General features: G+C 43.5%; 12 protein-coding genes. 6 read left to right on the forward strand and 6 right to left on the reverse strand.

Annotated features, from left to right (window positions below):
- Positions 1 to 97 precede the first annotated feature (97 nt).
- Both JGK11_RS00005 and JGK11_RS00010 read right to left on the reverse strand, forming a co-directional pair.
- On the reverse strand, positions 98 to 721 hold the full coding sequence (locus JGK11_RS00005) for a precorrin-8X methylmutase (protein WP_293186971.1): 624 nt from the start codon (positions 719 to 721) through the stop codon (positions 98 to 100).
- Between the two features lie 892 nt (positions 722 to 1,613).
- Positions 1,614 to 2,417: a TPM domain-containing protein gene (locus JGK11_RS00010; protein ID WP_293186972.1), complete on the reverse strand. Its 804-nt coding sequence runs from the start codon at positions 2,415 to 2,417 to the stop codon at positions 1,614 to 1,616.
- A 659-nt stretch (positions 2,418 to 3,076) separates the two neighbouring features.
- Between JGK11_RS00010 and JGK11_RS00015 the strand changes: the two genes are divergently transcribed.
- On the forward strand, positions 3,077 to 11,023 hold the full coding sequence (locus JGK11_RS00015) for a DUF4114 domain-containing protein (RefSeq protein ID WP_293210135.1): 7,947 nt from the start codon (positions 3,077 to 3,079) through the stop codon (positions 11,021 to 11,023).
- Positions 11,017 to 12,690, forward strand: coding sequence for a DNA/RNA non-specific endonuclease (locus JGK11_RS00020; protein WP_293210136.1), 1,674 nt, complete (start codon positions 11,017 to 11,019; stop codon positions 12,688 to 12,690). The genes JGK11_RS00015 and JGK11_RS00020 overlap by 7 nt, the downstream gene beginning before the upstream one ends.
- A 35-nt stretch (positions 12,691 to 12,725) precedes the next feature.
- On the opposite strand, the gene JGK11_RS00025 is transcribed toward JGK11_RS00020, so the two are convergent.
- The gene (locus JGK11_RS00025) at positions 12,726 to 13,685 is read right to left on the reverse strand and encodes a pentapeptide repeat-containing protein (protein WP_293186977.1); all 960 of its coding nucleotides are present in this window, start codon (positions 13,683 to 13,685) and stop codon (positions 12,726 to 12,728) included.
- A gap of 158 nt (positions 13,686 to 13,843) precedes the next feature.
- Between JGK11_RS00025 and JGK11_RS00030 the strand changes: the two genes are divergently transcribed.
- Positions 13,844 to 14,113 (forward strand): hypothetical protein, encoded by a 270-nt coding sequence (locus JGK11_RS00030; protein WP_293210137.1) that lies wholly within the window; start codon positions 13,844 to 13,846, stop codon positions 14,111 to 14,113.
- The gene (locus JGK11_RS00035; RefSeq protein ID WP_293210138.1) at positions 14,103 to 15,683 is read left to right on the forward strand and encodes a DNA/RNA non-specific endonuclease; all 1,581 of its coding nucleotides are present in this window, start codon (positions 14,103 to 14,105) and stop codon (positions 15,681 to 15,683) included. The genes JGK11_RS00030 and JGK11_RS00035 overlap by 11 nt, the downstream gene beginning before the upstream one ends.
- A 120-nt stretch (positions 15,684 to 15,803) precedes the next feature.
- Here JGK11_RS00035 and JGK11_RS00040 read toward each other — a convergent pair whose 3' ends face one another.
- Positions 15,804 to 16,274, reverse strand: a complete 471-nt coding sequence (locus JGK11_RS00040; protein WP_293210139.1) for a pentapeptide repeat-containing protein — start codon at positions 16,272 to 16,274, stop codon at positions 15,804 to 15,806.
- 423 nt (positions 16,275 to 16,697) lie between these two features.
- Between JGK11_RS00040 and JGK11_RS00045 the strand changes: the two genes are divergently transcribed.
- Positions 16,698 to 18,605, forward strand: a complete 1,908-nt coding sequence (locus JGK11_RS00045; protein ID WP_293210140.1) for a DNA/RNA non-specific endonuclease — start codon at positions 16,698 to 16,700, stop codon at positions 18,603 to 18,605.
- 150 nt (positions 18,606 to 18,755) lie between these two features.
- Here the strand turns inward: JGK11_RS00045 and JGK11_RS00050 are convergent, their stop codons facing one another.
- Complete coding sequence (locus JGK11_RS00050) at positions 18,756 to 19,196, reverse strand: pentapeptide repeat-containing protein (protein ID WP_293210141.1); 441 nt, start codon at positions 19,194 to 19,196, stop codon at positions 18,756 to 18,758.
- On the opposite strand from JGK11_RS00050, the gene JGK11_RS00055 reads away from it, so the two are divergent.
- Positions 19,189 to 20,016, forward strand: coding sequence for a hypothetical protein (locus JGK11_RS00055; RefSeq protein ID WP_293210142.1), 828 nt, complete (start codon positions 19,189 to 19,191; stop codon positions 20,014 to 20,016). The two genes, JGK11_RS00050 and JGK11_RS00055, sit on opposite strands and share 8 nt — an antisense overlap.
- 144 nt (positions 20,017 to 20,160) lie before the next feature.
- Here the strand turns inward: JGK11_RS00055 and JGK11_RS00060 are convergent, their stop codons facing one another.
- Positions 20,161 to 21,111, reverse strand: a complete 951-nt coding sequence (locus JGK11_RS00060; RefSeq protein WP_293210143.1) for a pentapeptide repeat-containing protein — start codon at positions 21,109 to 21,111, stop codon at positions 20,161 to 20,163.
- Positions 21,112 to 21,403 lie beyond the last annotated feature (292 nt).

The following is a 21,403-nucleotide window of genomic DNA, read 5'->3' on the forward strand; positions in this document are numbered from 1 at the left end:
CATTTGGTTTCACGTACTTTGCCATATTAGTATTATGGATCGCCATGTACGCATTGTCCAGTCTTGTCCAATAAATTAATGATTAGAGGCATACCGATCAACTGTTCCCCTCTTGGCCATAGGCCTGCCAAGCCAAATCCACCAAACCGTTAACAATCGCCACAGCAACCACCGCCGAACCCTTGCGCCCCTCAATCCGAATATGAGGAACCATCGAATCGTGCAGCCTTGACTTAGCCACGTCAACCCCGACAAACCCCGAAGGCGTTCCAATCACCAAAGCCGGTCGAATTTCCTCAGCCTCAATCAAATCCACCAGCGCCGACAAAGAAGTTTGAGCCTGGCCAACCACAAAAATCCCCTCAGGATAGCGTCTAGCCAAAGTTTCAATCCCCCAAGCAGCCCGCGTCCGTTCCTTTTGAGGGCGCGTCAAAGCATCCATCGAACAGTAAACCGGATTCGCAAAGGTACTTTGGATCAGCGGCGTAATGCCCACCTGTACCATCGGCACATCTACTACGATCGTAGTTCGTGCAGCCAAAGCAGCCGCCCCAGCTTGCAAAGCCTGATCGGAAAAACTAATTAAAGACTTGTACTCAAAATCAGCAGTCGCATATATCACACGGCGGACTATTTCGTACTCCGCCGCAGAAAAACCGTGGTCGCCAATTTCATTATCGATTAATCCCAGACTCTGGGCATCGCTTACGTGCCATTCCATTTGTTGGATAGCTGTCGCCTGTGTGTTGTCAGGTATCAGCTTACCAGCTTTTAGTCATAACAGAAGGAAGAAGGAAGAAGGAAGAAGGAAGAAGGAAGAGGGGAGAAGGAAGAAGGAAGAAGGAAGAAGCAGTCTAATCAAGGGTTTCAGAAATTACGCAGGGTGTCTAGAAACCGGGTTTTTTCACAGCAATACTTCGTTACAGCCGACAAAAAAGCTAAAAAACCCGGTTTCTTTGGACTTGCGCGCGAGGCAGAGAAACCGGGTTTTTCACGAGTTAACTTGGTTGCGGTCGCCAGATTCCTTGACATACTCCCCGACCGTCGCGGACGGGGATTCTAATTCATGGTTCACAGAAGTCGGCTTGCTATATCAGGCTTCCCTTTGATAGTAGAGGCAGTCTTCTCCCCATGCTTTCCCTCGAACGAGGCAGATTCCTAATGCCCTTAGGTACTGTTAGATTAAATTAATCATGGCTTTTGTTTCTTTGGGTACTTAACTTATTTCCCCTAGCTATGTTTTTCTTGGCTTTCGCTACCCAATATTTGGCAGATATCAACTCTGCTTTCTGGTTCAAGGAGTCTTAACAAGCCACCACCATGGGATTTCCAACCAATATAATTATACCAAAAGCCGATACTCAAAGCACGGGGCTTTAGACCCCATTTTTTGGTAAAAGCTGAAAGTCTTATAGAGCAGGACTTTCACCCTCGGGGTTCAAGGCATGGGTTCCGATCGCCCAAGCGATCGCTAATTGTCCATTTAGTAGGGTTTCATTGATTGGATGCGGTTTTTATTTTTCGAGAGTGATGAAAGAGCGCCAAGAGTCACACTAATGACTGATGACTGATGACTGATGACTAATGACTAATAACTAATGACTCATCAAAAACTAACTTTCTTCTGAAGGAGACTTGCCCAATACTGGAGTCAAGAATGCTACCAAAGCCCCGATCGCAAAACCGGCAACATTTCGGGCCAAAGGCAACCAATCAGAAGTCCGAGTTACCACCGGCCCAATTCCGAAGGCCAAAAACAGAATCCCCCACAGCGGCGAAAAAATCAGCGCCCACTGCCAAGACACACCGTCTCCCGGTTTCCGAGGCTGAGCCGCAAACCCGCAGATCACGCCGCCCAGCACCGACGTAATTAAAGTCAGCACCCACTGTTCCCTCGGCAAACCTGGAACTACGCGACAACCGCCCTGACGCAAACAGCCTTCTATCGACTCCAAAGATTCAATGATCGATCGATCTTCGCCATTGTCCCGCACAAAAAACTGATTGCCGTAGCGGGTTTGCAGTTCCACCCAAAAAGTCCGCGGCAGCAGTGGATACAGCGCATCGCCCACATTAAAATTTAGTAAATTGCCACCGCGCGGGTCAGCAACTAGCAATACACTTTTATTGTCTAAGCCCCAATAACTTTTCACAGCCAAACCGGGCGTGCGATCGTACTGAGTCAGCACTCGCAGCTTCCAACCGGTTTCGGCTTCAAAGGCGTTTAAATTTTTTGCCAAACCCTCTTCTTCAATATCCGTAAGGGCTTTAGCTAAATCAATAATCGGCGTCTGAGTCTTCGGCAACAAATCGGGATTGTTGAAAGCATGGGCCGCAGGTGCGATCGTCCACACCGACAAAGCCAGAAAAAAGGCGACAGCAGAGGCTAGAAATTTGCGGGGGAAAAGCTGTGACATAGGAAATTCTAATCCGGGTCTTAATTGTGAATGTTAGCTGGCGGTCTTAACCAGAGGATAAGAGAAAACTCATATTTCTTTACAATTATTTACTTTACAGGAAGCCGAGAGCAAGGGGAAGGGTTCGGGGAAGGAAAGTTTGCGATCGGGGAAAGGGCTGACAATTAACTGTAGAGGGCGCGATCGCGATCCAGGGCAAACCGTCGTTAAACAAGAGCTCGATTTTCTGACGGGTGAGTATCGATCCCAGATATCGTACCCGCAATCAAAAACCTGTAGGGGCGGGTTCACCAAAAGCTTTAAGGGGTGCAGACAGGTTAAATAAACCCGCCCCCACCCACAAAAAAGCCCCTTATTGATATTGGTGCAACATCTGGGATTAATAATACTTCAAGCCGATAGTAATAGAGAGAGACCGGATGTGCGATCGGTTATTTAAGTATTTTCCTGCCTGAAAAAAGTTACCTTCATAAAGATTTAGCATAACTTTAAAAACTATCAGTAAATATACGGCAAATATAACAGACTAGCAACATCAAAAAAACTCTGAACTTCTGTATTTTTCCGAATATCTTTATAATCGAGTCTACCCGATAATGATGAGTAACCGCTGAATAATGATTTAAAAGAAATTAACCATTTTTCAAGGAGTGTCCAGAGTGCCTTTAACCGACCCGATTAGAGAACCTTTAACAGAAGTGGAATCCTTAATTCCCGGACTAGCCCCAACTTTTGCCCCACAACTGCCGGGAATTCAGACTAACAAAACCTTATTATATCAAACTCCCGGATCTTCATCAAACTCTGAACAACCTAACTTAATAGAAACCGCAAAGCCGCCACAATCCGAATTCATTCGAGCCGAAACCGATGCTTTTATTACTAACAAAGCCTCCGATATTAACAGCATACCTTCTGCTAAAACCAGTGCCACCAAAACTAACAGCTACTCCAGGGATTCAACCACTTCTGAAATTGACCTTCTAATTGGCAAACTCGACTCGGACTTAGGAGATCCCCTGACAAACCCGAATCCAACTGCCTCAAATAGCGAGCCTTTTGACTCTAATAAACCCGTTCCTCACCCACCTGCAATCAGCTCGTTAGTCAGTAACTCAGAAATTAATAAAACCACACCTGCTACAACCACTGCAAGTGATAAATTACCTGAAAATAAAACACAATTACTCCCAACCGGAGTTGCCAACTCAGAAAAAGAAAATAACAAAACATTACCCGTTATAACTACATCCACAAACTTAGAAAAAGCTTCGGAAAAAACACCATTACCCGCAACCCCTGAAACGAGTTCAAAACCCGAAGATAACAAAACATCTTTATCGTCAGGGGCTACACTCAAAAGTGATTCAGAACCCAATAAAACATCACCTGCAACTGTATCAACGGTTGACAACTTAGAGCCGAACAAAACATCACCTGCAACTGTATCAACCGATCGCTCTGAGCCGAAAAAAACATCACCTGCAACTGCATCAACCATAATACCAGATCGCAGTACAACTTCATCAGAAAAATCCGAGAAAATTGCAGTAACAAATTCAACCGAAACTGTTGCGGCTAGTCCAAATATTCCCTCAACTGATAAAACCTCTACAGACAAACAGTCCCCAGTTGCCACAACTGACGACAAGATAGACTCAGACAAGCAATCTCAAAACTCCACAATTGTGGAGAAAGCCAACTCAGGCGAACAATCTCGTACTGCCGAAGTTTCTGACAAAATAGACTCCGATAAAAAAGCTCCAATTGCCCAGACTTCAGAAACAAAAAACTCAGACAAACAGCTTCCTATTACCGAAGCTGCCGCCAAAATAGACTCAGATAAAAAATCCCCAAAAGTCGATGCAATACCGACCGAAAAACCCATTTCAGATTCTCAACAGTCACCGACAACACAGCCCCCAACAGCCCCATTAATCCCAGCCACATCTAACCCAGTTTTACCTAACACTAATATCAGTGCAGAAGTCAAATCAACCGATTTACAAAAGCCAGTACAAACCGCCACTCAATCTTTAACTGACAAACAGAATGATACAGGAAAAGTTGACCCATTAAAAATCGAACCTGCTGCAATACCAAAAACAGCAGCCAGTGAAAATGTAACGGTGACGACAGCAACAGCAGCAGTTAACACCCCAGAAAAAACTCCGAACAATACTGACTCAGTTTCGGAAATTAAACAGCCAGTTAAAACAGAATCTATTGTCAGTCAATCAGCAGATGCTGAATTAATCAAAACCGACAAAGATGCAACTTCCAGCATCTCTCAACCTCCCGCAGAAACAGAGTCAGTTATCGCTCCAATTGCGGAAAAGTCTCCTGCAAAAATAGACTTACTCAGTTCTAACGTTGGCGAACAATTACCCAAACAAAGCAACTCCAACGTTTCTACCGTACCCGAACAATTGCCAATAAAAATTGAGTCAATTATTCCCACAAAAAACGATTCGGCTACGGTAGAAAATGAGAGCGTTTTTCCTGAAATAACATCAGAAATTGAAAGCGAATTGCCAACAAAAACCGATTCGGTATCGACAGCAGAATTCACTGCTGATACAATCGAACGGAACATTACTGTTTCCTTCACAGCAGCGGAATTAGAAACTGAGAAAAGCCCAGCACTCTTCTCAACTCCATCAGAGACAGCAGCAGTTACGACACAGATAGCAGAAGTCGAAACAAGCGCTTCACCCTCAACTCTTAAATCCCCACCTAAACTCACTTCAAACAATTATAATAGCAATTCAAATCCCACAGAAACTGTCGCTGTTTTACCAGCGTATTCCGATCCTGAAATTGCGCCCAAATCCGCAGAGATGACAAGCGGTTGGCTACTGTCAGCAACCGAAGAATCTGCTCAACTTTCAGACAATATTGCAGACACTCAACCCAATTCAACACAGCGTACTGGCGACTTCCAAAGCAATACCAATCCCTCAACAAATCTCTCAATAACAGCAGCAGCCAATTCACCCAGTGGCACTTTCCTTGTAGATAACCAAGGACAAGTCAAATTTGACTATGTATTTGACGGCGGCTACTTTACTGGCGAAATCGGCATTTTTAGTCTTTCAGGAATGGAAGCATTTACACCTGGTACTCCAGAATTCATCGCCGAAGCTGCTAGGAGAGTCCTAACTAATTCCACATTAGGAAACATTGTAATCCGCGACAGTACAGAAGGAGCAAAATTCACCGGTTCGATGCCGGGAGAATACGACTTCGGTTCAGGAGAATATCAGGGTATCAAAACTTTCAACATGACCCCTGGAGACACTTTTGCCGTCATGTTCGTACCCAGCGGTACAGTACAATCATCCCTCCAATACTCCTGGCTGTGGGATTTGTTTCCCGAAAACCGTCCCTTATTCAGTATCGCCACAGCCAATCCCAACGATACCGCTCATCTGCTACAAATAGCCGACATTACGGGCAGCGGTAACACCTTTGCCCTCGAAGATATGTCATCCGCTAACTCAGACAGAGATTACAATGACCTAATCTTTAAAATTAGTGGCGCAACCGGAAACGCACCGCTGCTAGATACAGTCATCAACCCTGACAAAGAATGGCGAAATACTCCCCTAGGACAACAATTGCTCGCCGAAGCCAATCCCCCGAATTCTGACAACAATCCGCCCGTTGTTTCGCCGACAAGCGCTCGGACTTATACAGAATTAGAGACAACTATTTCATTAGACAATCTTGCCACAGATGCAGAGGGCGACCCTCTGACAATTAGCGTCCTCAATCCAGTAAACGGCACAGTAATTTTCAATCCCTTAACTAACAAAGCATCGTTTAAACCAGCATCCGGTTTCTCCGGTATTGCCAGCTTTGATTTCCTTGCCAGCGACGCTTTTGGGAGTTCAACGCCCGCGCGGGTGACAGTCAACGTCAGCGATGTTCCTCTGCTAAATCTAGATTTTGTGAAGCGCAATCCCCGACTGGATGCAGGAGAAAATACGGAATTGATTGTGCTCGGAGATTTTGCCGACCAAAAAGGTGTAGTCCTGCCAGATTCTTATCTAACTTACACTTCAATAAATCCAGAAGTAGCACCAATTGATCCAACGGGTAAAGTGACAGGTTTGGTCAACGGCACTTCGATTTTGAGCGCATCTCGAAATAACTTGCAAGCAGTAACAGCGGTGCGAGTTGGAAAATTGCCAGCCCCAACCAACGATGCAGAATTTAATGGAGCACTAGCTGAGATTAACGGTTTGAATGTCTATCCCAAAGCAGTCACAATGACAGCCGGAATGGGACGCTCGCTTTTAGTAGGAATTGAAAATATCATCAAATCCCCCGATCTGAAATTCGGCTCTACAGGAACTCGCTATTTCCCCGGAAACTCCAACCTATTACAAGTGAATTCAGACGGCGTTATTACCGCTATAAAAGAAGGAGTTACTAACGTCACTGTCATTCACGGAGCCGCCGAACAAGTCGTGCCAGTAAGAGTCTCCCTTCCCGCCATCGCCGGAACAATTTTAGGAGTAAATGGCGGTGCAGTTACTGGCAGTGACGGTTCAATTGTGATGGTGCCGCCCGGTGCTCTTGCCGAAAATACAGCTATTAGCTTGACATCTCTAACCAGCAATGATCTATCGCTACAACTTCCCGACGGTTTGCAGTTCGCCGGAGGCTTCAATTTAGACTTGGGCGACAACTCCTTGAAAATTCCCGCTCAATTAGCAATTCCTGCCCCTGCCGGCTTATCTCCTGGTACCGAAATTTTATTCCTGCGAAAAGGTTCGCTGCCGGATGCTAACAATATTTATTCCCCAATTTGGCTGATTCAAGAATCCGGTGTAGTCGATGCCAGCGGTACTATTCGCACTAATTCTCCACCATTTACCGGTATTTTGGAGACTGCCGAAATAGCGATGATAGCAATGCCGGACCTGGAGTTACAGAAGTTGGCATTGGAAAAGTTGCTCACCACCTCCAATATAAATGGTTCCCTTCTCTCAACAAATGTCGGTCTCCCAAATGGTTCCCTTCTCTCAACAAATGTCGGTCTCCAAAACAGCTTTTTAGCAGCCAATGCCGGTTTAATCGGTATAGCCGCCGTCACCACAGCTCAATTCGCCGCTACAATTTTACTGCTGGCTTACTTGGCTAAATACCTGAAATCTGGATTGAAAATTATTGCCATTCCTGAAGTCGGTTTACCTGTAGTCACTCCGGCGGGTGTTGAACTCGATCCAGAAGGGATTCCCCGCGTCACAGCCACTCTAAACATACCCACACTATTCCCAGCAGACCCCTTCGCACCTCCAGTGCTTCAATCCGCTGAATATAAGTTGGAAAATGGCGAACCAACCGTCGTCCTGACAGGCAGCAACTTCCTGAATAATTCCAATGATTTAGGCGGTGAATTTAAAGACTTAACAGTCAGCTTCCGCGTCGGCGACAAAACTTATCCAGGCACATTGATACCGGATAAAAACACCGATTTGGGAGAAAATAGCTACAAAATTGCTGTCAAAATTCCGATTACCGTACCCCTCGGCGAATCCAGCATTGTAGTGTCGAGAAAGCAGAAAAAGCGCTTCGGGCACGGAGGGGCAGATTACGAGATTGTGGAACTCGAAAGTGAAGAAAATATCCGCCTCGCCCCTACCTGCCTTGAATGGGGATTGATAGCAGAACGTTCGAGCGACAGAATCAACGTTATCAACCTCAGAAATGCTGCATCGACTGTTGAAAATCGGACCAGTGATAACTTGGCGGTTGCTGTTAACATTCTCCTAGGCGATCCCACTATTCCATTAGAATGGCCCGATTCGATCGCCCCTACCAACAATGCTACCCGCGCCTACGTGACTATGCGGAATACCGGCCGCGTTTCGGTAGTGGATTTGATGGCACTGCGAGAGATAGATACTAATCCACAAACAGCAACTGTGGATGGGATTGCCTTGCCCCAGGGAGCTCGCCCGCAAGGTATTGTCATTGACCCCAAAGACAATTACGCTTACATTGCCGACCAAAATCGCCCCAACATCTACGTCCTCGACATCAACCCGAATTCAGCAACCTATCATACTGTTATCCAGACAATTAACGTCACATCACCCCTGGGACTGAGCCAGTTGGCTATCAGCAGCGACGGGCGCCGACTGTTCGCTACTGGTTCCGACAATAACGAACAAACACCTAACCGCCGCATTTACGCTGTCAACATTGACCCCGCCGACAAACCGAGCGCTCAGGGCTCTAACGAGCGGAAGTGGCACCAGCAGATTAAAGTAATTCCCACCCTATCGGAGACAGAGGGCATAGCTGCTACTTCCGACCCCAAGAAAATGGTGTTTACCAACGGGCTTGCTAGTGTCCTTACCATAGATAGTAATGGGGACCAGATAAAGCTTCAAGATGACGGCAAGGGCTTCGGAGTGCTCGAAATTGAGTCTGATGACCCCCTCAATTTTAGGGCTAAAGTCGATTACGCTCCTTTGTCGCTGGGCGTGGCCACTGACTATTTTGATGTCAACGAGGCAGTGGCTGTAACAGTAACGCAAGACGGGAAATATGCGTTTGTTGCCGGCCGCAACTCTAGGGCAAAGATAAATACGCGCGAGGGTGGAAATATAGGCATTATCGCAAACCCACTGGGGCCCAATCCTCAATTGGTGGCTGCGACTCGACCGATTCCGGGCAGCTTAACTAACAACCTAGCGCTTTCGAGTGACGGCAAATATTTGATTGCTTCCTATCCCACCTTCGGTTTGGGAGGAAGTTCCTACGTTTTCGATGTTGAGCAAATGATTAAGGCTATAGAGAATCCGGGTAATTACAAGCTTGACGCCCGCGACAGGGGTGTGGATACTTGGGGTTTCCAGGCAAGCAATCAGCGAAATGCGACAACTGCCGACCTCGTCCGCGTGCCTATTGACGATATCAACCCTCTTGTCAGTATTGCGGCCGACTACGAAATTATCGAAGGAAATTGGATTAATAACTTTGGTTTTGGTATCCCGGATGGTACGAAACGCGCTCCCATTGGTATCGGTGGAAATCCTAAAGGTTTGGCGATCGCTTCTGTTAAAAATTGGTTGGAATTAAAAGGACCGATCGGGGATAGCAAGAATGATAGCAATCCTTTAACTCCTACTTTTAAGTGGGATTTGAAGGGTGAGAATGAACCCTGCGGTCTTCCTGGTTTTAAGCCTGATACTGATGTCGAGAAGGTCAATCTTTATGTAAGCGTTTTTCCGCAAGGGAAGGGCTTGTTGCCCGATGATAGGTGGGATGGGTTAAATTCGCAGGACGACAAAGATTACAATCCGAATCGGGTTCTGACTGCTCAATGGGAAAACGGTACGTGGACTTGGGATGGGAAAACTAAGGCTGGTTCTTCAAAGGAGTTTACTCTTTCTAGCGATCGAATGTTGACGGCGGGTCAGGAATATCATTGGGCTGTGGAAGCAGTTACGAAGAAAGGGGATAAAAAAGTTGTTACCGACAAGTTTAAAACTTTACTGCCGACTCCGATTTCTGGTGGTAATACTTTCAGCAGCGTTACTGTTTTAACGCGGGGTGTAGAACCCGGAAATTCCCAAAATAGCCAGTTGATTGATGGGCAAATCAATGGAGTTGCTAAACACATTTTTGATACTGGCGGTACGGTCATGAAATATCAGTCGGCAACTGGTAAGTGGCAGTCTGTTATTCCTCAAGGAAATAGTTGGATATCTAATACTAGCCTTCAGCCTCCTGTCTATGGCAAACCCTTAGTGCTGTTAGCTAATTGGATGGATGGGATGAACGGGATGGATGGGATTGAGCCGAAGCAACTTTATAATTCTGGTTTTGCTGAGGCGGCGGCTGATACTTTATTTGCTTCAATGGTGCAATTGGATTTAAATAAGGGTGGTGGTGTCGGTAGCCCAGGTCAGCTTTATGATAGCACCGGTAAATTAATCCGCACTCAAGGAGCGGTTTTCAACTCGCCACTGCACTTTATCGGTTTCGGGCAGGGGGCTGTTGTTAATAGTGAAATTGTCCAGCGTTTAGGTACGTTTTTACCTGATGCTGGAGGTACAAGTCGGGCAAATCGCGACCTGCAAATGACGACTATTGACCCTTACGATTACGATAATAATTCTTTTTCTGGGCCTTACCTTAACATTCTCGACCCGGAAATTAAGGTGTGGAATAATGTCACTTATGCTGACAATTACTACCAAACAAAGGGTATTGGGAATACAATTAACGGGCGAGAACTTTCTGGAACGAACTGGAAATCTGATTGGAATGTTTCTTTAGGAGAGCGGGCTGGATTTACGGCGGATGACGGGGAAGGTGCTTCCCATCGGGCGGCTTTGGCTTGGTATGCGGGAACTGCTAATCTCACAGGTAGCAAACTGCCATCGGAAAACGGTGACACAATTTACCGCCGCTTGGGCGATTTGGAGCAAAATAATATTGCTGATGTTACTAAGACTTGGTACACTCCTGATCACACGAATGCCAGTTTAACTCATGGCGATACTAAAGCTCCTTGGGAAGGAATTGGTACGGGTTGGTTCAACTCTGTTTTAGGTGGAGGTTCTCAATTATTTCGGTGTTAGAAGATAATACCTACACAGATAGCACTAAGCCCTTCGGAACTCGAATGCGGGGTGATTATGCGGTTCCGACTTTGTTTAATGGAAATTTTGATGCGATCGCTTTCCAACGTAACGCTCAAACTATCCCGGGCTGGTCTTTATTTAATGGCTCATCTGAGGATGGTTCACAATCCCACTTAGTCGATTGGCTGAAAATCGGAGTTCAAGAAGAGAACACCCTAGAAAAAGGCTTAATAGGTAGTGGTTATTTAGATGCCATAGGATACGATGAGAATCAGCCTAATTATGCTCTGAGAATGGGATTAGGTGGGGCAAAACAAATAGTACACAACTATTTTGTGATGCCAGAATGGGGAGACTTGCGGTTTAACCTCCACGCGCCATATCGGAACACTGGAAAGCTTAAGGTCTGGTTGGAAACTCAACCGGAAACTAATTCACAAGGGCAACCAATTCTTGGTACTGGCAGTCATCTTCTCAAAGAAATCGATTTAGCAATAAATCCAGGTAATTCACTAGAGACATACGCAAGCGATATTGACAAAATTGGTTTTGGCAGAGGAGGGTTTGAAACTTTCCATGTAGATAGCAATCAGCTAGATCGATTTCGAGGTCAGGTAGCCAAGCTAAGATTTGAAGTTGAGGGGAATACTAGGGTTTATTTAGATGATGTTTTCTTTAAGAGTAATCACCTTAAATTTGGCAATCCATCAGAAGCTAGGTACAACTCAGAACCACCAAACTTTACCAATTCAAATACCACCAACTTGCTAATTGAGAAACCTCAATACGTAGTATCTTACGATCGCAGTACCCTCAACCCTGCGTGGATAAGTTGGCAAGTCAATAAATCCTGGCTAGGTGATTTAGACCGCCCCGCCACGATCTTTGTCGGGGATCCTCAACTACCAGAAGGATGGCCGAAAATTGACACTAGCTCCTATAAAAATCCTCAAGGTTACAGCTTGGGTTTCGATCAAGGTCACGGAATTCCTTCAGGGGATCGAACAAATCACAAAAAAGACAACTTCGCTACTTTTTTAGGAACAAATTTGATTCCACAAAGCGTGGACAACAATCGATTTTTTGGGAACTCAAAGGATCCCGCACAAGCATCTGCTTGGTATAACGTCGAACAACTGGTGCGGAATCTCGCGCAACAAGGTCAAGAAATTTACGTTGTTGCGGGCAGTTATGGTACAGATTGGAATTCACAGAAGCGAAGTAATGCTCATCCTGATGAAATTGCTCGAGGATACACAAATTCTGAAGCTTTTCAGCAAAAAGGAATTAACATTCCTGGATGGACTTGGAAAACGCTTCTAATTATGGATCGCCCTGGTCAAGGCATACCAGATATCAATCAAAACACGAAAGTGTATACATTTTTGACACCTAATAAAACCGAACCATTTGCTAATTGGCCTCTTACTGGGCAGCCCATACCTCACCCCTTTAATGAAATTCAAGCTGAGCTAGGACTAACTGCGACTCTGCCGGATATCCAAAATGCAGTTGAATGGCGTAATCCTGCTACTTGGCAGCTCACAATTAAGCAGCTTGAAAAGCTGATTGATGGCAGAGGAGGTAGAAAGATAAACTTTTTGTCTAGTCTTCCTGATAACATTCGGACTTATCTCAAAGATCAGTTATATCCAATTATCTAAATTCTCTCAACCATCCTTCAAATCAGACGAAAAACTCATCTCTGATTTGAAGGATATATGTTAGGACCAACGATAACTTCTCCATTTGGTAAAATTGTATTGCGAAATCGGCCAGTTTGAGAGAAAAAGATTTTAGCACTAAGTAGATTAGCGTCTGTGAAATTGACACCATTCATATCCAATGTCAATAAATTAGCACCCTTTAAGTTGGCATAGCTTAAATCCGCAGAATCTAGACAAGAATTTTTAAGATTAGCACCGCTCAAATCAGTACCCCTAAAGTTAACATTCGTCAAGCAGGACTCTTGCAAATTGGCACCGCTTAAGTTAGCATTAGCTAAGTGGGCATTAGGCATAATGATGTTATGTAAATCGACACCTCTAAGGTCAGCCCGATATAAAACTATGCCCTCAAACCTTCTTTCTCCAGCAGCGTAGCGCCGAAGCAATTCCTGAGTTTCCATGACTCTAACTGGATCGCTTTTATGGCTACCATCTGGCATAATAGTATGACAAAATAACGCAGCGTCAGTGTTAATATTCTCCCATTTAGCAGCGCTAAAATTTGTGCCAATTAAGTTGGTATTAGACAGGTTTGCATTGTTTAAGTTAGCATTTTCCAAATTAGCATCGCTCAGGTCAGCATTCCATAAATTAACATTAGCCAGATTTGCATTGCTAAGATTTGCCCCTACTAAACAAACGCTACTCAAGTGAGCATTTTCAAGATTCGCGTTACTCAAATTAGCACCGCTCAGATCGCACCCCTTCAAAATACTTGAGTGTAAATCAGAGCCACTTAGGTCGATCTCAATTAGGTATTCATGCTCGATGAGAGTTCCTTCTAAATTGATCGAGGAATAGTCTCTCCATCCATCTTTATATAAATCGACCACCTCCCTACCAGCCATCTCTGGGTGATGGTTGTTGAGAGATAGAAGCGGAATAACTTCTTCGGCTTCTTCTTCCCATTCGAGATATTCTTCGTTATTCATAACCTTTTTCTGAAGATATTTACATATTAATAATAGCAGATCGTGAGCCAGACAAGATTACAATCGGAATCGTATCCTGACTGCTCAATGGAAGAATGGTACCTGGACTTGGAATGGAGGTAGTAAGGCTGGTTCTTCTGAGGAGTTTACTCTTCCTAATGACCGACCATCGGGCTGCTTTGGCTTGGTATGCGGGAACTGCTAATCTCAATGAAAGTCAGTTTCCTTCGGAGAATGGCGAAACAATTTACCGTCGCTTAGGTGATTTGGCTGAAAATAATATTGCTGATGTTACTAAGACTTGGTACACTCCTGAGCACACGAATGCCAGTTTAACTCATGGCGATACTAAAGCTCCTTGGGAAGGAATTGGTACGGGTTGGTTCAACTCTGTTTTAGGTGGAGGTTCTCAATTAGATGCGGGGTGATTATGCGGTTCCTACTTTGTTTAATGGGAATTTTGATGCTGTAGCGGCTCAACTAGATTCGCAACCCATTCCTGGTTGGTCTTTGTACAATGGCGATAATAAGTCTGTGTTGCAAAGCTCCTTGGTGAATCGGAACAGCATTACTACTTTATCTAACCCTGTAGTAGGGTCTAATTCGGGTTCAATCAATTATGCTCTAAAATTAGGTACAGGCGACAGCATCACGCACAATCCCTTTGTCGTACCGGATTGGGGAAATTTACGATTTGATGTTTTTGCTCCCACTCAAAGCGGAACACTAAATGTCAAGCTTGAAACGATAGATGGACAAAGTAAAAATGTAATCATCAATCTGGCACAAGATGCAAACTTTCAAATTGATGCAGCCAACAACAATAACACCGAGTCTATTAAGAACATCTATTCAGACATTGAAAATAAGATTGGGTTTGGCAGAAAAGGATTTGAAACCTTCCAACTTAAGTTAAACCTCACTGATTTAGAAATAGCAGATTTCCGAGGAAAGTCAGCGAAAATAACTTTTTCTTTAGACGGCGGTGACTCCGTTTACATAGATAATGTTTTCTTCAAGAGCGAGCATCTCAAATTTGGTAATCCCACTCAAGCTAGATGGAATCCTAGCAACAGTACATATAAAAACAACTTGCTGCTTGAAAAACCACAGTACGCGGTTTCTTACAATGCTGATACTAAAATTGCCAACTGGGTTGGTTGGAAAGTAGACAAAACATGGGTGACAAGACCAAAAACACAGCCGGGAGAGTTACCCAATGGGTTAATAAAAAGACCTGAGTTTATAGCCGATCCCGATTTATTCGCTAGTGGCTTGTCTACCTATGATGGAAATATCTTTACGGGCTTAGGAATGGATCGAGGTCATTTGTCTCCTGACAGAGATAGAAGAAGACATCCCAAAGACCAGTTAGCAACCTACCTAACCACTAATTTGATTGCCCAGTCAATGGATAATAATCGATTTTTTGTTCCAGGAAGCAACTCTCCAGCAGATGCTTCTGCTTGGTTCAATATAGAAGATAAAGTGATAGCCCCCAGAGTTGCTCAGGGGCAAGAGCTTTACATTTTCGCTGGAGCTATTGGTAACAATCCAAATGTTCAAAAGAAAACGAATGTTCCTGAGTTGCTCGATGACCTTTTCAATGGAGAGTTGATCAATCAGGGAAACACAAGCCCTAGCAATTTGTCAAACCGACAAATTCACATTCCTCGATGGACGTGGAAAACAATTATGGCTGGGGAACAACCAGGAGCCGAAGTTACTTCGTCAAACATAGAAACTTTCGCATATATGACGCCTAATGTAGCGGAACCAGATTGGACTTTATCCTTAGATGGGGTTGCAAATCCACTTAACAATAATATGTTTTCTCCCTTTTTGGACAACGTTCGCCCTAAAATAACTGGTAAAACGGATTGGAGGAACCCAGATACTTGGCGAGTTACTCTTCCAGAACTCACAAAGATTCTGAACGAACGCAACCGAGTCCGCAATTATGCGTTTGATTTTGATTTCTTTTCAAATTTGCCATAACATAAGATGCTCAAAATGCCTTGAAGGAGCGAAGTAGATACTCTCCTCCTTCTTGACATTTTGCTTCTTTTAGTGGGAGGAAATCATCCTCTAATAACTTTTGAGAACATTCTTATAATTTCATACTTCTCTGTTAGTATTGTGGGAATAGAGAGAGGGATTGCAGGTGAAACCCGGTATGAAAACTCCGTCTTGCCGAATAATATCCCAGTAGTTACAAGGCTCTTCGCCAAAGCCACCAAACTTAGCACCTTGAAAATTGACTCTAATGAAATTAGCCGAGCTTACATTACATTTACTGCTGTTAAATCCTCTTAAGTCGCAGTCAAAAAACCTAGCATATTCCAAATGACTTGAGGTGATTTTAGCTTCTGTAAAGTTACAGTACCAAAATTGAGCCGAACCCAACTCGCACCTATGCAAATTGAGTCGGCTCAAATTAACGTAGTTAAATTGAGCATCACTCAAATCGATATTTTGCAGTTCAACCCCGCTCAAGTCAGCATACTCTAAAATGATGTTTCTAAAATCTCGATCGCCCGCAGCATAGCGTCTGAGTAATTCTTCTACAGTAATCCTTTCTTTTTCCATAACTCAACTCCTGTATCTATTTACACCTTCGATAATAGCGCACTCGCCGCTACATTTTGTTGGTTTCGGTCAAGGGGCTGTTGTTAATAGTGAAATTGTCCAGCGTTTAGGTACGTTTTTACCTGATGCTGGTGGTACGAGTCGGGCAAATCGCGACTTTCAGATGACGAATATTGACCCTTACGATTACGATGATAATTCTTTTGAAGGAACTTACCTTAATATTCAAGACCCAGAAATTAAGGTTTGGAATAATGTCACTTATGCTGACAATTATTACCAAACAAAGGGTATTGGGAATACGATTAACGGTCGGGAACTTGCTGGAACGAACTGGAAATCTGATTGGAATGTTTCTTTAGGAAACCGGGCTGGTTTTACGCCGGATGATGGGGAAGGTGCTTCTCATCGGGCTGCTTTGGCTTGGCGGGAACTGCTAATCTCACGGGTAGCAAACTGCCATCGGAAAACGGTGACACAATTTACCGCCGCTTGGGCGATTTGGAGCAAAACAATATCACCGATGTTACTAAGACTTGGTATACTCCTGACCATACTAATGCTAGTTTTACTCAGGGAGATACTAAAGCTCCTTGGGAAGGTATTGGTACGGGTTGGTTTGACTCTGTTTTAGGTGGAGGTTCTCAATTACGGCCTTATTTTGATGGTGGGAAGAAGACTAAAAATGAGTTGGGTGACTTTGAGGATTATTTGAAGAATAATCGGGTTTCGGTGTTAGAAGATAACACCTCAATAGCTGCAATGCGGGGTGATTTTGCAGTTCCTACGCTCTTTAATGGGAATTTTGATGCAATTTATTACCCGAATAGCATTCAAAATATTCCCGGCTGGTACAGCAATAGGGCTAATAACAAACTCAAGCAAAGCGCCCTAATTGATGTAGCAGGTATTCCTGGAGCTACTCCGCCCTCAAATGGCATTCCCAACTATGCTCTACTCCTGGGAGCTGGGAAGTCAACCCAAGCCACCCATGACTCGTTTGTTATACCCGATTGGGGCAATTTGCGGTTTGATGTTTTTGCTCCCGTTCGGAGTGGAGAACTGAATGTAAAGCTTGAAACGATCGACGGTCAAAGTAAAGATGTAATCGTCAATCTTGCAGAAGATGCAAATTTTTTGATCGACGCAAGTAACTACAATCAAATTCAGGATATTAAGGACATCTACTCGGATATCGAAAATAAGATTGGCTTTGGCAGAAAAGGATTTGAAACCTTCCAACTTAAGTTAAACCTCACTGATTCAGAAATCGCAGAGTTTCGAGGGAAGCCAGCGAAAATAACCTTTTCTTTAAACGGCGGTGATTCCGTTTACATAGATAATGTTTTCTTCAAGAGCGACCATCTCAAATTTGGTAATCCCACTGAAGCTAGATGGAATCCTAGCAATAGTACATACCAAAACAACTTGCTGCTTGAAAAACCACAGTACGCAGTGTCTTACAATGCTGATACCAAACTTGCCAACTGGGTAGGTTGGAAAGTAGACAAAACATGGGCGACAAGACCAGATACACAACCAGGAGAATTACCCAATGGGTTAATACAAAGACCTGAATTTATAACCGATCCCGATTTATTAGCTAGTGGCTTGTTTACCTATGATGGAAATATCTTTACGGGGTTAGGAATGGATCGAGGTCATTTGTCTCCTGACAGAGATAGAGTGAGACATCCCAAAGACCAGTTAGCAACCTACCTAACCACTAATTTGATTGCCCAATCAATGGATAACAATCGATTTTTTGTTCCAGGAAGCAACTCTCCAGCAGATGCTTCAGCTTGGTTTAATATAGAAGATAAAGTGATAGCCCCCCGAGTTGCTCAGGGGCAAGAGCTTTACATTTTTGCTGGAGCTATTGGTAACAATCCAAATCCTCAAAAGAAAACAAATGTTCCCCAACTGCTAAATATGGTCCAAGATGGAGAGTTGATCAATCAGGGAAATACAATCCCTAGCAATTTGTCAAACCGACAAATTCACGTCCCTACATGGACGTGGAAAACCATCATGGCTGTGGAACAACCAGGAGCCGAAGTTATTTCGTCAAACATTGAAACTTTCGCATATATGACACCTAACGTAGCAGAACCAGATTGGACTTTATCCTTAGATGGGGTTGCAAATCCGCTTAATAATGATGTGTTTTCTCCCTTTTTGAAGCTACGAGGTAACATAGACAATGCGGCAGCCTGGAGGAACCCAGATACTTGGAGAGTTACTCTTCCAGAACTCACAAATATTCTTAACGAACGGAACAGACTTCGCAACTATGACTTTAAGTTTGATTTCCTGTCAAATCTGCCATAAAATATTTCAGTAGGCTCTTAAGAATTAAGGTATAGATTTTCGTATATCTTAGTTCTAAGCTTATTTCTGGTAGAGGTGATTTTCCTCACAGTTTCTCCAGCGCACTTGTAAGAATTTCATGTCATTTCTATCAACTCCGTCAGAGTAAGGCTATGGATAAAAGAAAAAACCAGGGCTAAAAACTCCGTCAGGTCGTATTACGTCCCAGAATCGACAAGGATCTTCTCCAGAGCCATAGAGCTTAGCACCTTGAAGGTTAACTCTGGTGAAACGAGCACAGGTTAGATTGCACGTCGCGCTAGTATTAGCTCCTCTCAGATTGCAGTCAAAAAAACGAGTGCTTTCTAAATCAGAATCATAAATTTTGGCATCCGTAAAGTTACAATACCAAAACTGAGCCGACAGCAATTTACATCTCTGCAAATTGAGTCGGCTCAAATTGACATAGTTAAATTGAGCGCCTGTCAGGTCGATATTTTGCAGTTCAACCCCGCTCAAATCAGCATACTCCAAAATGATGTTTTGAAAATCTCGATCGCCAGCCACATATCGTCTGAGTAATTCTTCTACAGCAATACTTTCTTTGTCCATAACTCGACTCCTGCATCTATTTACACAATCAACAATAGCATCGTCACTTTACAATTCGGGTTTTGCTGAGGCAGCCGCAGATGTTTTATTTGCCTCAATGGTACAACTCGATTTGGAGAAGGGCGGTTCTATCGGAAAGGAGGGTAAACTTTATGATAGTACGGGCAAGTTAATCCGCAATCAAGGATCTGTTTTCAACTCGCCGCTACATTTTGTTGGTTTCCGCAATAACACAGGTAGCTTAGACCCAGACATTTCGCCTGCATGGTCTGCAATAGAATCAGGATTAGTTGACCAGCTAATTTTTGATTACAACAAAAAACTTGATATTACTGCTGGTGTTTTTGATACTAAAGAACAGAATTGGTCGGTTCAGCCAAAAACTAGAGCACCTGAAGCACTTACGGAAGCACAAAATCAGGGAAATACAAATCCCACAAATTTAGAAGCTAACGGAATTCGGATTCCTGGATGGACATGGAAAACAATCTTGGTTTCCAACAAATCAAATCTTGGGGTACAAGATATTCTTGGCAGTTACACGTACATTACGCCCAACATACCAGAACCTTACACGGACTGGAGCGGGCAACCAGCAGTCCCGAACCCACTTAATCAACTGTTAGGGGAAAGCCGCGATCCCATAACAAGTGCTGAACAATGGCGAAGACCAAATACATGGAAGATTTCTATTAATCAGCTTGAAAGTCTTCTGAATACTCAGGGTTCTGACAAGGTTTTTAACTTTTTGTCAAATCTTCCTGAAGATGTTCGGAATCGAATTAAACAACAGAGCGATTTCCAGTTTCCACCTCCCTAAGTCCAACTTGCTTGGGATTTACGCAGAACTATTATTAAATACGTTGGAGAGATATCTAAATGTTCCAAACATTACTATTACCTCAATGCTGCGTAAGTCCTGTTTTTTTAAAAGAGATTAACCCCTACGACAACTTATTCAAATTTAAAATTCATTTTCTCTAATCTCTCCGCGCCAGTGTTCAGTAGCATTTATTGGACCAGGGATAAATTCTCCTGTTACCCAAGTGGTGTTACATAAATACACATCTGCTTCAGCACCAAAAAGATTTTGAATACCCTCAAGATTACTTCCTGTAAAATCAGGAGCATACATATCAACCAATCCCAAATATGCACCTCTAAGATCGCAGTAAATTATTTGAGGATTGCGCCATTCGCAGTTACTTAAATGGGTATTTTTCAAATCACTAAAAACAATCCGTTTAATGCCACCAAAATTACAATCAGTCAATTTAGCGCCGACCAAATTTACGTGGCTGAAGCGAGTTTGCCACAAAAAATTAACGCCAGATAAACTAACATTACTGAGATCGACTTCATGCAAAATTAGATCCCGAAACTCTCTTTCACCTTTATCATAAAGTCTGAGAAATTCCCCAACGTCTGTCAGTCTGTGAGAATCGGTTTGTACCTGACCATTAGGCATAATAGTTTGACAAAAAATAGTATCTTTTGTCGTTTTAATGTCAGTAATATTAGATTTTGTTAGATTAGCTCCAATGAGTTCGGCACCGCTTAAATCAGCATTAGTTAGGTCAGCATTAGTTAGGTCAGCATTAGTTAGATCAGCATTAGTTAAGTTAGCGTTTCTGAGATTTGCTCCTCTCAAGTTCGCATTGAGCATGAAAGCCGATACTAAAGAAACTTTTTCCATATTGGCATCACTCATATTGGCATTGATTAGGCGAGTCCGCCCCATCTCAAAGTCTACCCATCTCAAATCGGCGTGGCTGAGATTGATATCAATGAAACAGGGCCACTGAAGACGAGCGTATTTTAAATCAATCCCTGTAAAGTTTCGCTCTCCGGCTCTATACTGTTGAATCATATCAGCTCCAGCGATGCGTCCCTTGGCAATTTCTTGAAGACTCATAATTATTGTCTAAATTAGTTTAGATCTTGTATTATATAGCAATTTTAAATTATTTCCCAAATGACACGCGAGAAAGATGATTGTACTACAAGGATTATACTCTCGATAAATTTGCCACTGATTTAGGACTGCTATATCTATTTGCCTTATCAATAATAGCAACTTTACTGGTGTATTTCATGGCAGTTGTTAATAGCAAAATTATCCATATCGGGGGACTTTGTTTCCTAAGAGAGGCGGGATTTTTAACACAAATCCCGATCGGCAAATGATATCAAATCCGGTGGCATCG

Source organism: Microcoleus sp. PH2017_34_RAT_O_A (assembly GCF_020737885.1).
In the GTDB taxonomy this organism is placed as follows: domain Bacteria; phylum Cyanobacteriota; class Cyanobacteriia; order Cyanobacteriales; family Microcoleaceae; genus Microcoleus.

Excerpts from the sequence above, each read along its gene's own strand:
- JGK11_RS00005 (WP_293186971.1), bottom strand. The coding sequence starts at position 721 with ATGGAATGGCACGTAAGCGATGCCCAGAGTCTGGGATTAATCGATAAT.
- JGK11_RS00010 (WP_293186972.1), bottom strand. The coding sequence starts at position 2,417 with ATGTCACAGCTTTTCCCCCGCAAATTTCTAGCCTCTGCTGTCGCCTTT.
- JGK11_RS00025 (WP_293186977.1), bottom strand. The coding sequence starts at position 13,685 with ATGAATAACGAAGAATATCTCGAATGGGAAGAAGAAGCCGAAGAAGTT.
- JGK11_RS00030 (WP_293210137.1), top strand. The coding sequence starts at position 13,844 with ATGACCGACCATCGGGCTGCTTTGGCTTGGTATGCGGGAACTGCTAAT.
- JGK11_RS00035 (WP_293210138.1), top strand. The coding sequence starts at position 14,103 with ATGCGGGGTGATTATGCGGTTCCTACTTTGTTTAATGGGAATTTTGAT.
- JGK11_RS00040 (WP_293210139.1), bottom strand. The coding sequence starts at position 16,274 with ATGGAAAAAGAAAGGATTACTGTAGAAGAATTACTCAGACGCTATGCT.
- JGK11_RS00050 (WP_293210141.1), bottom strand. The coding sequence starts at position 19,196 with ATGGACAAAGAAAGTATTGCTGTAGAAGAATTACTCAGACGATATGTG.
- JGK11_RS00060 (WP_293210143.1), bottom strand. The coding sequence starts at position 21,111 with ATGAGTCTTCAAGAAATTGCCAAGGGACGCATCGCTGGAGCTGATATG.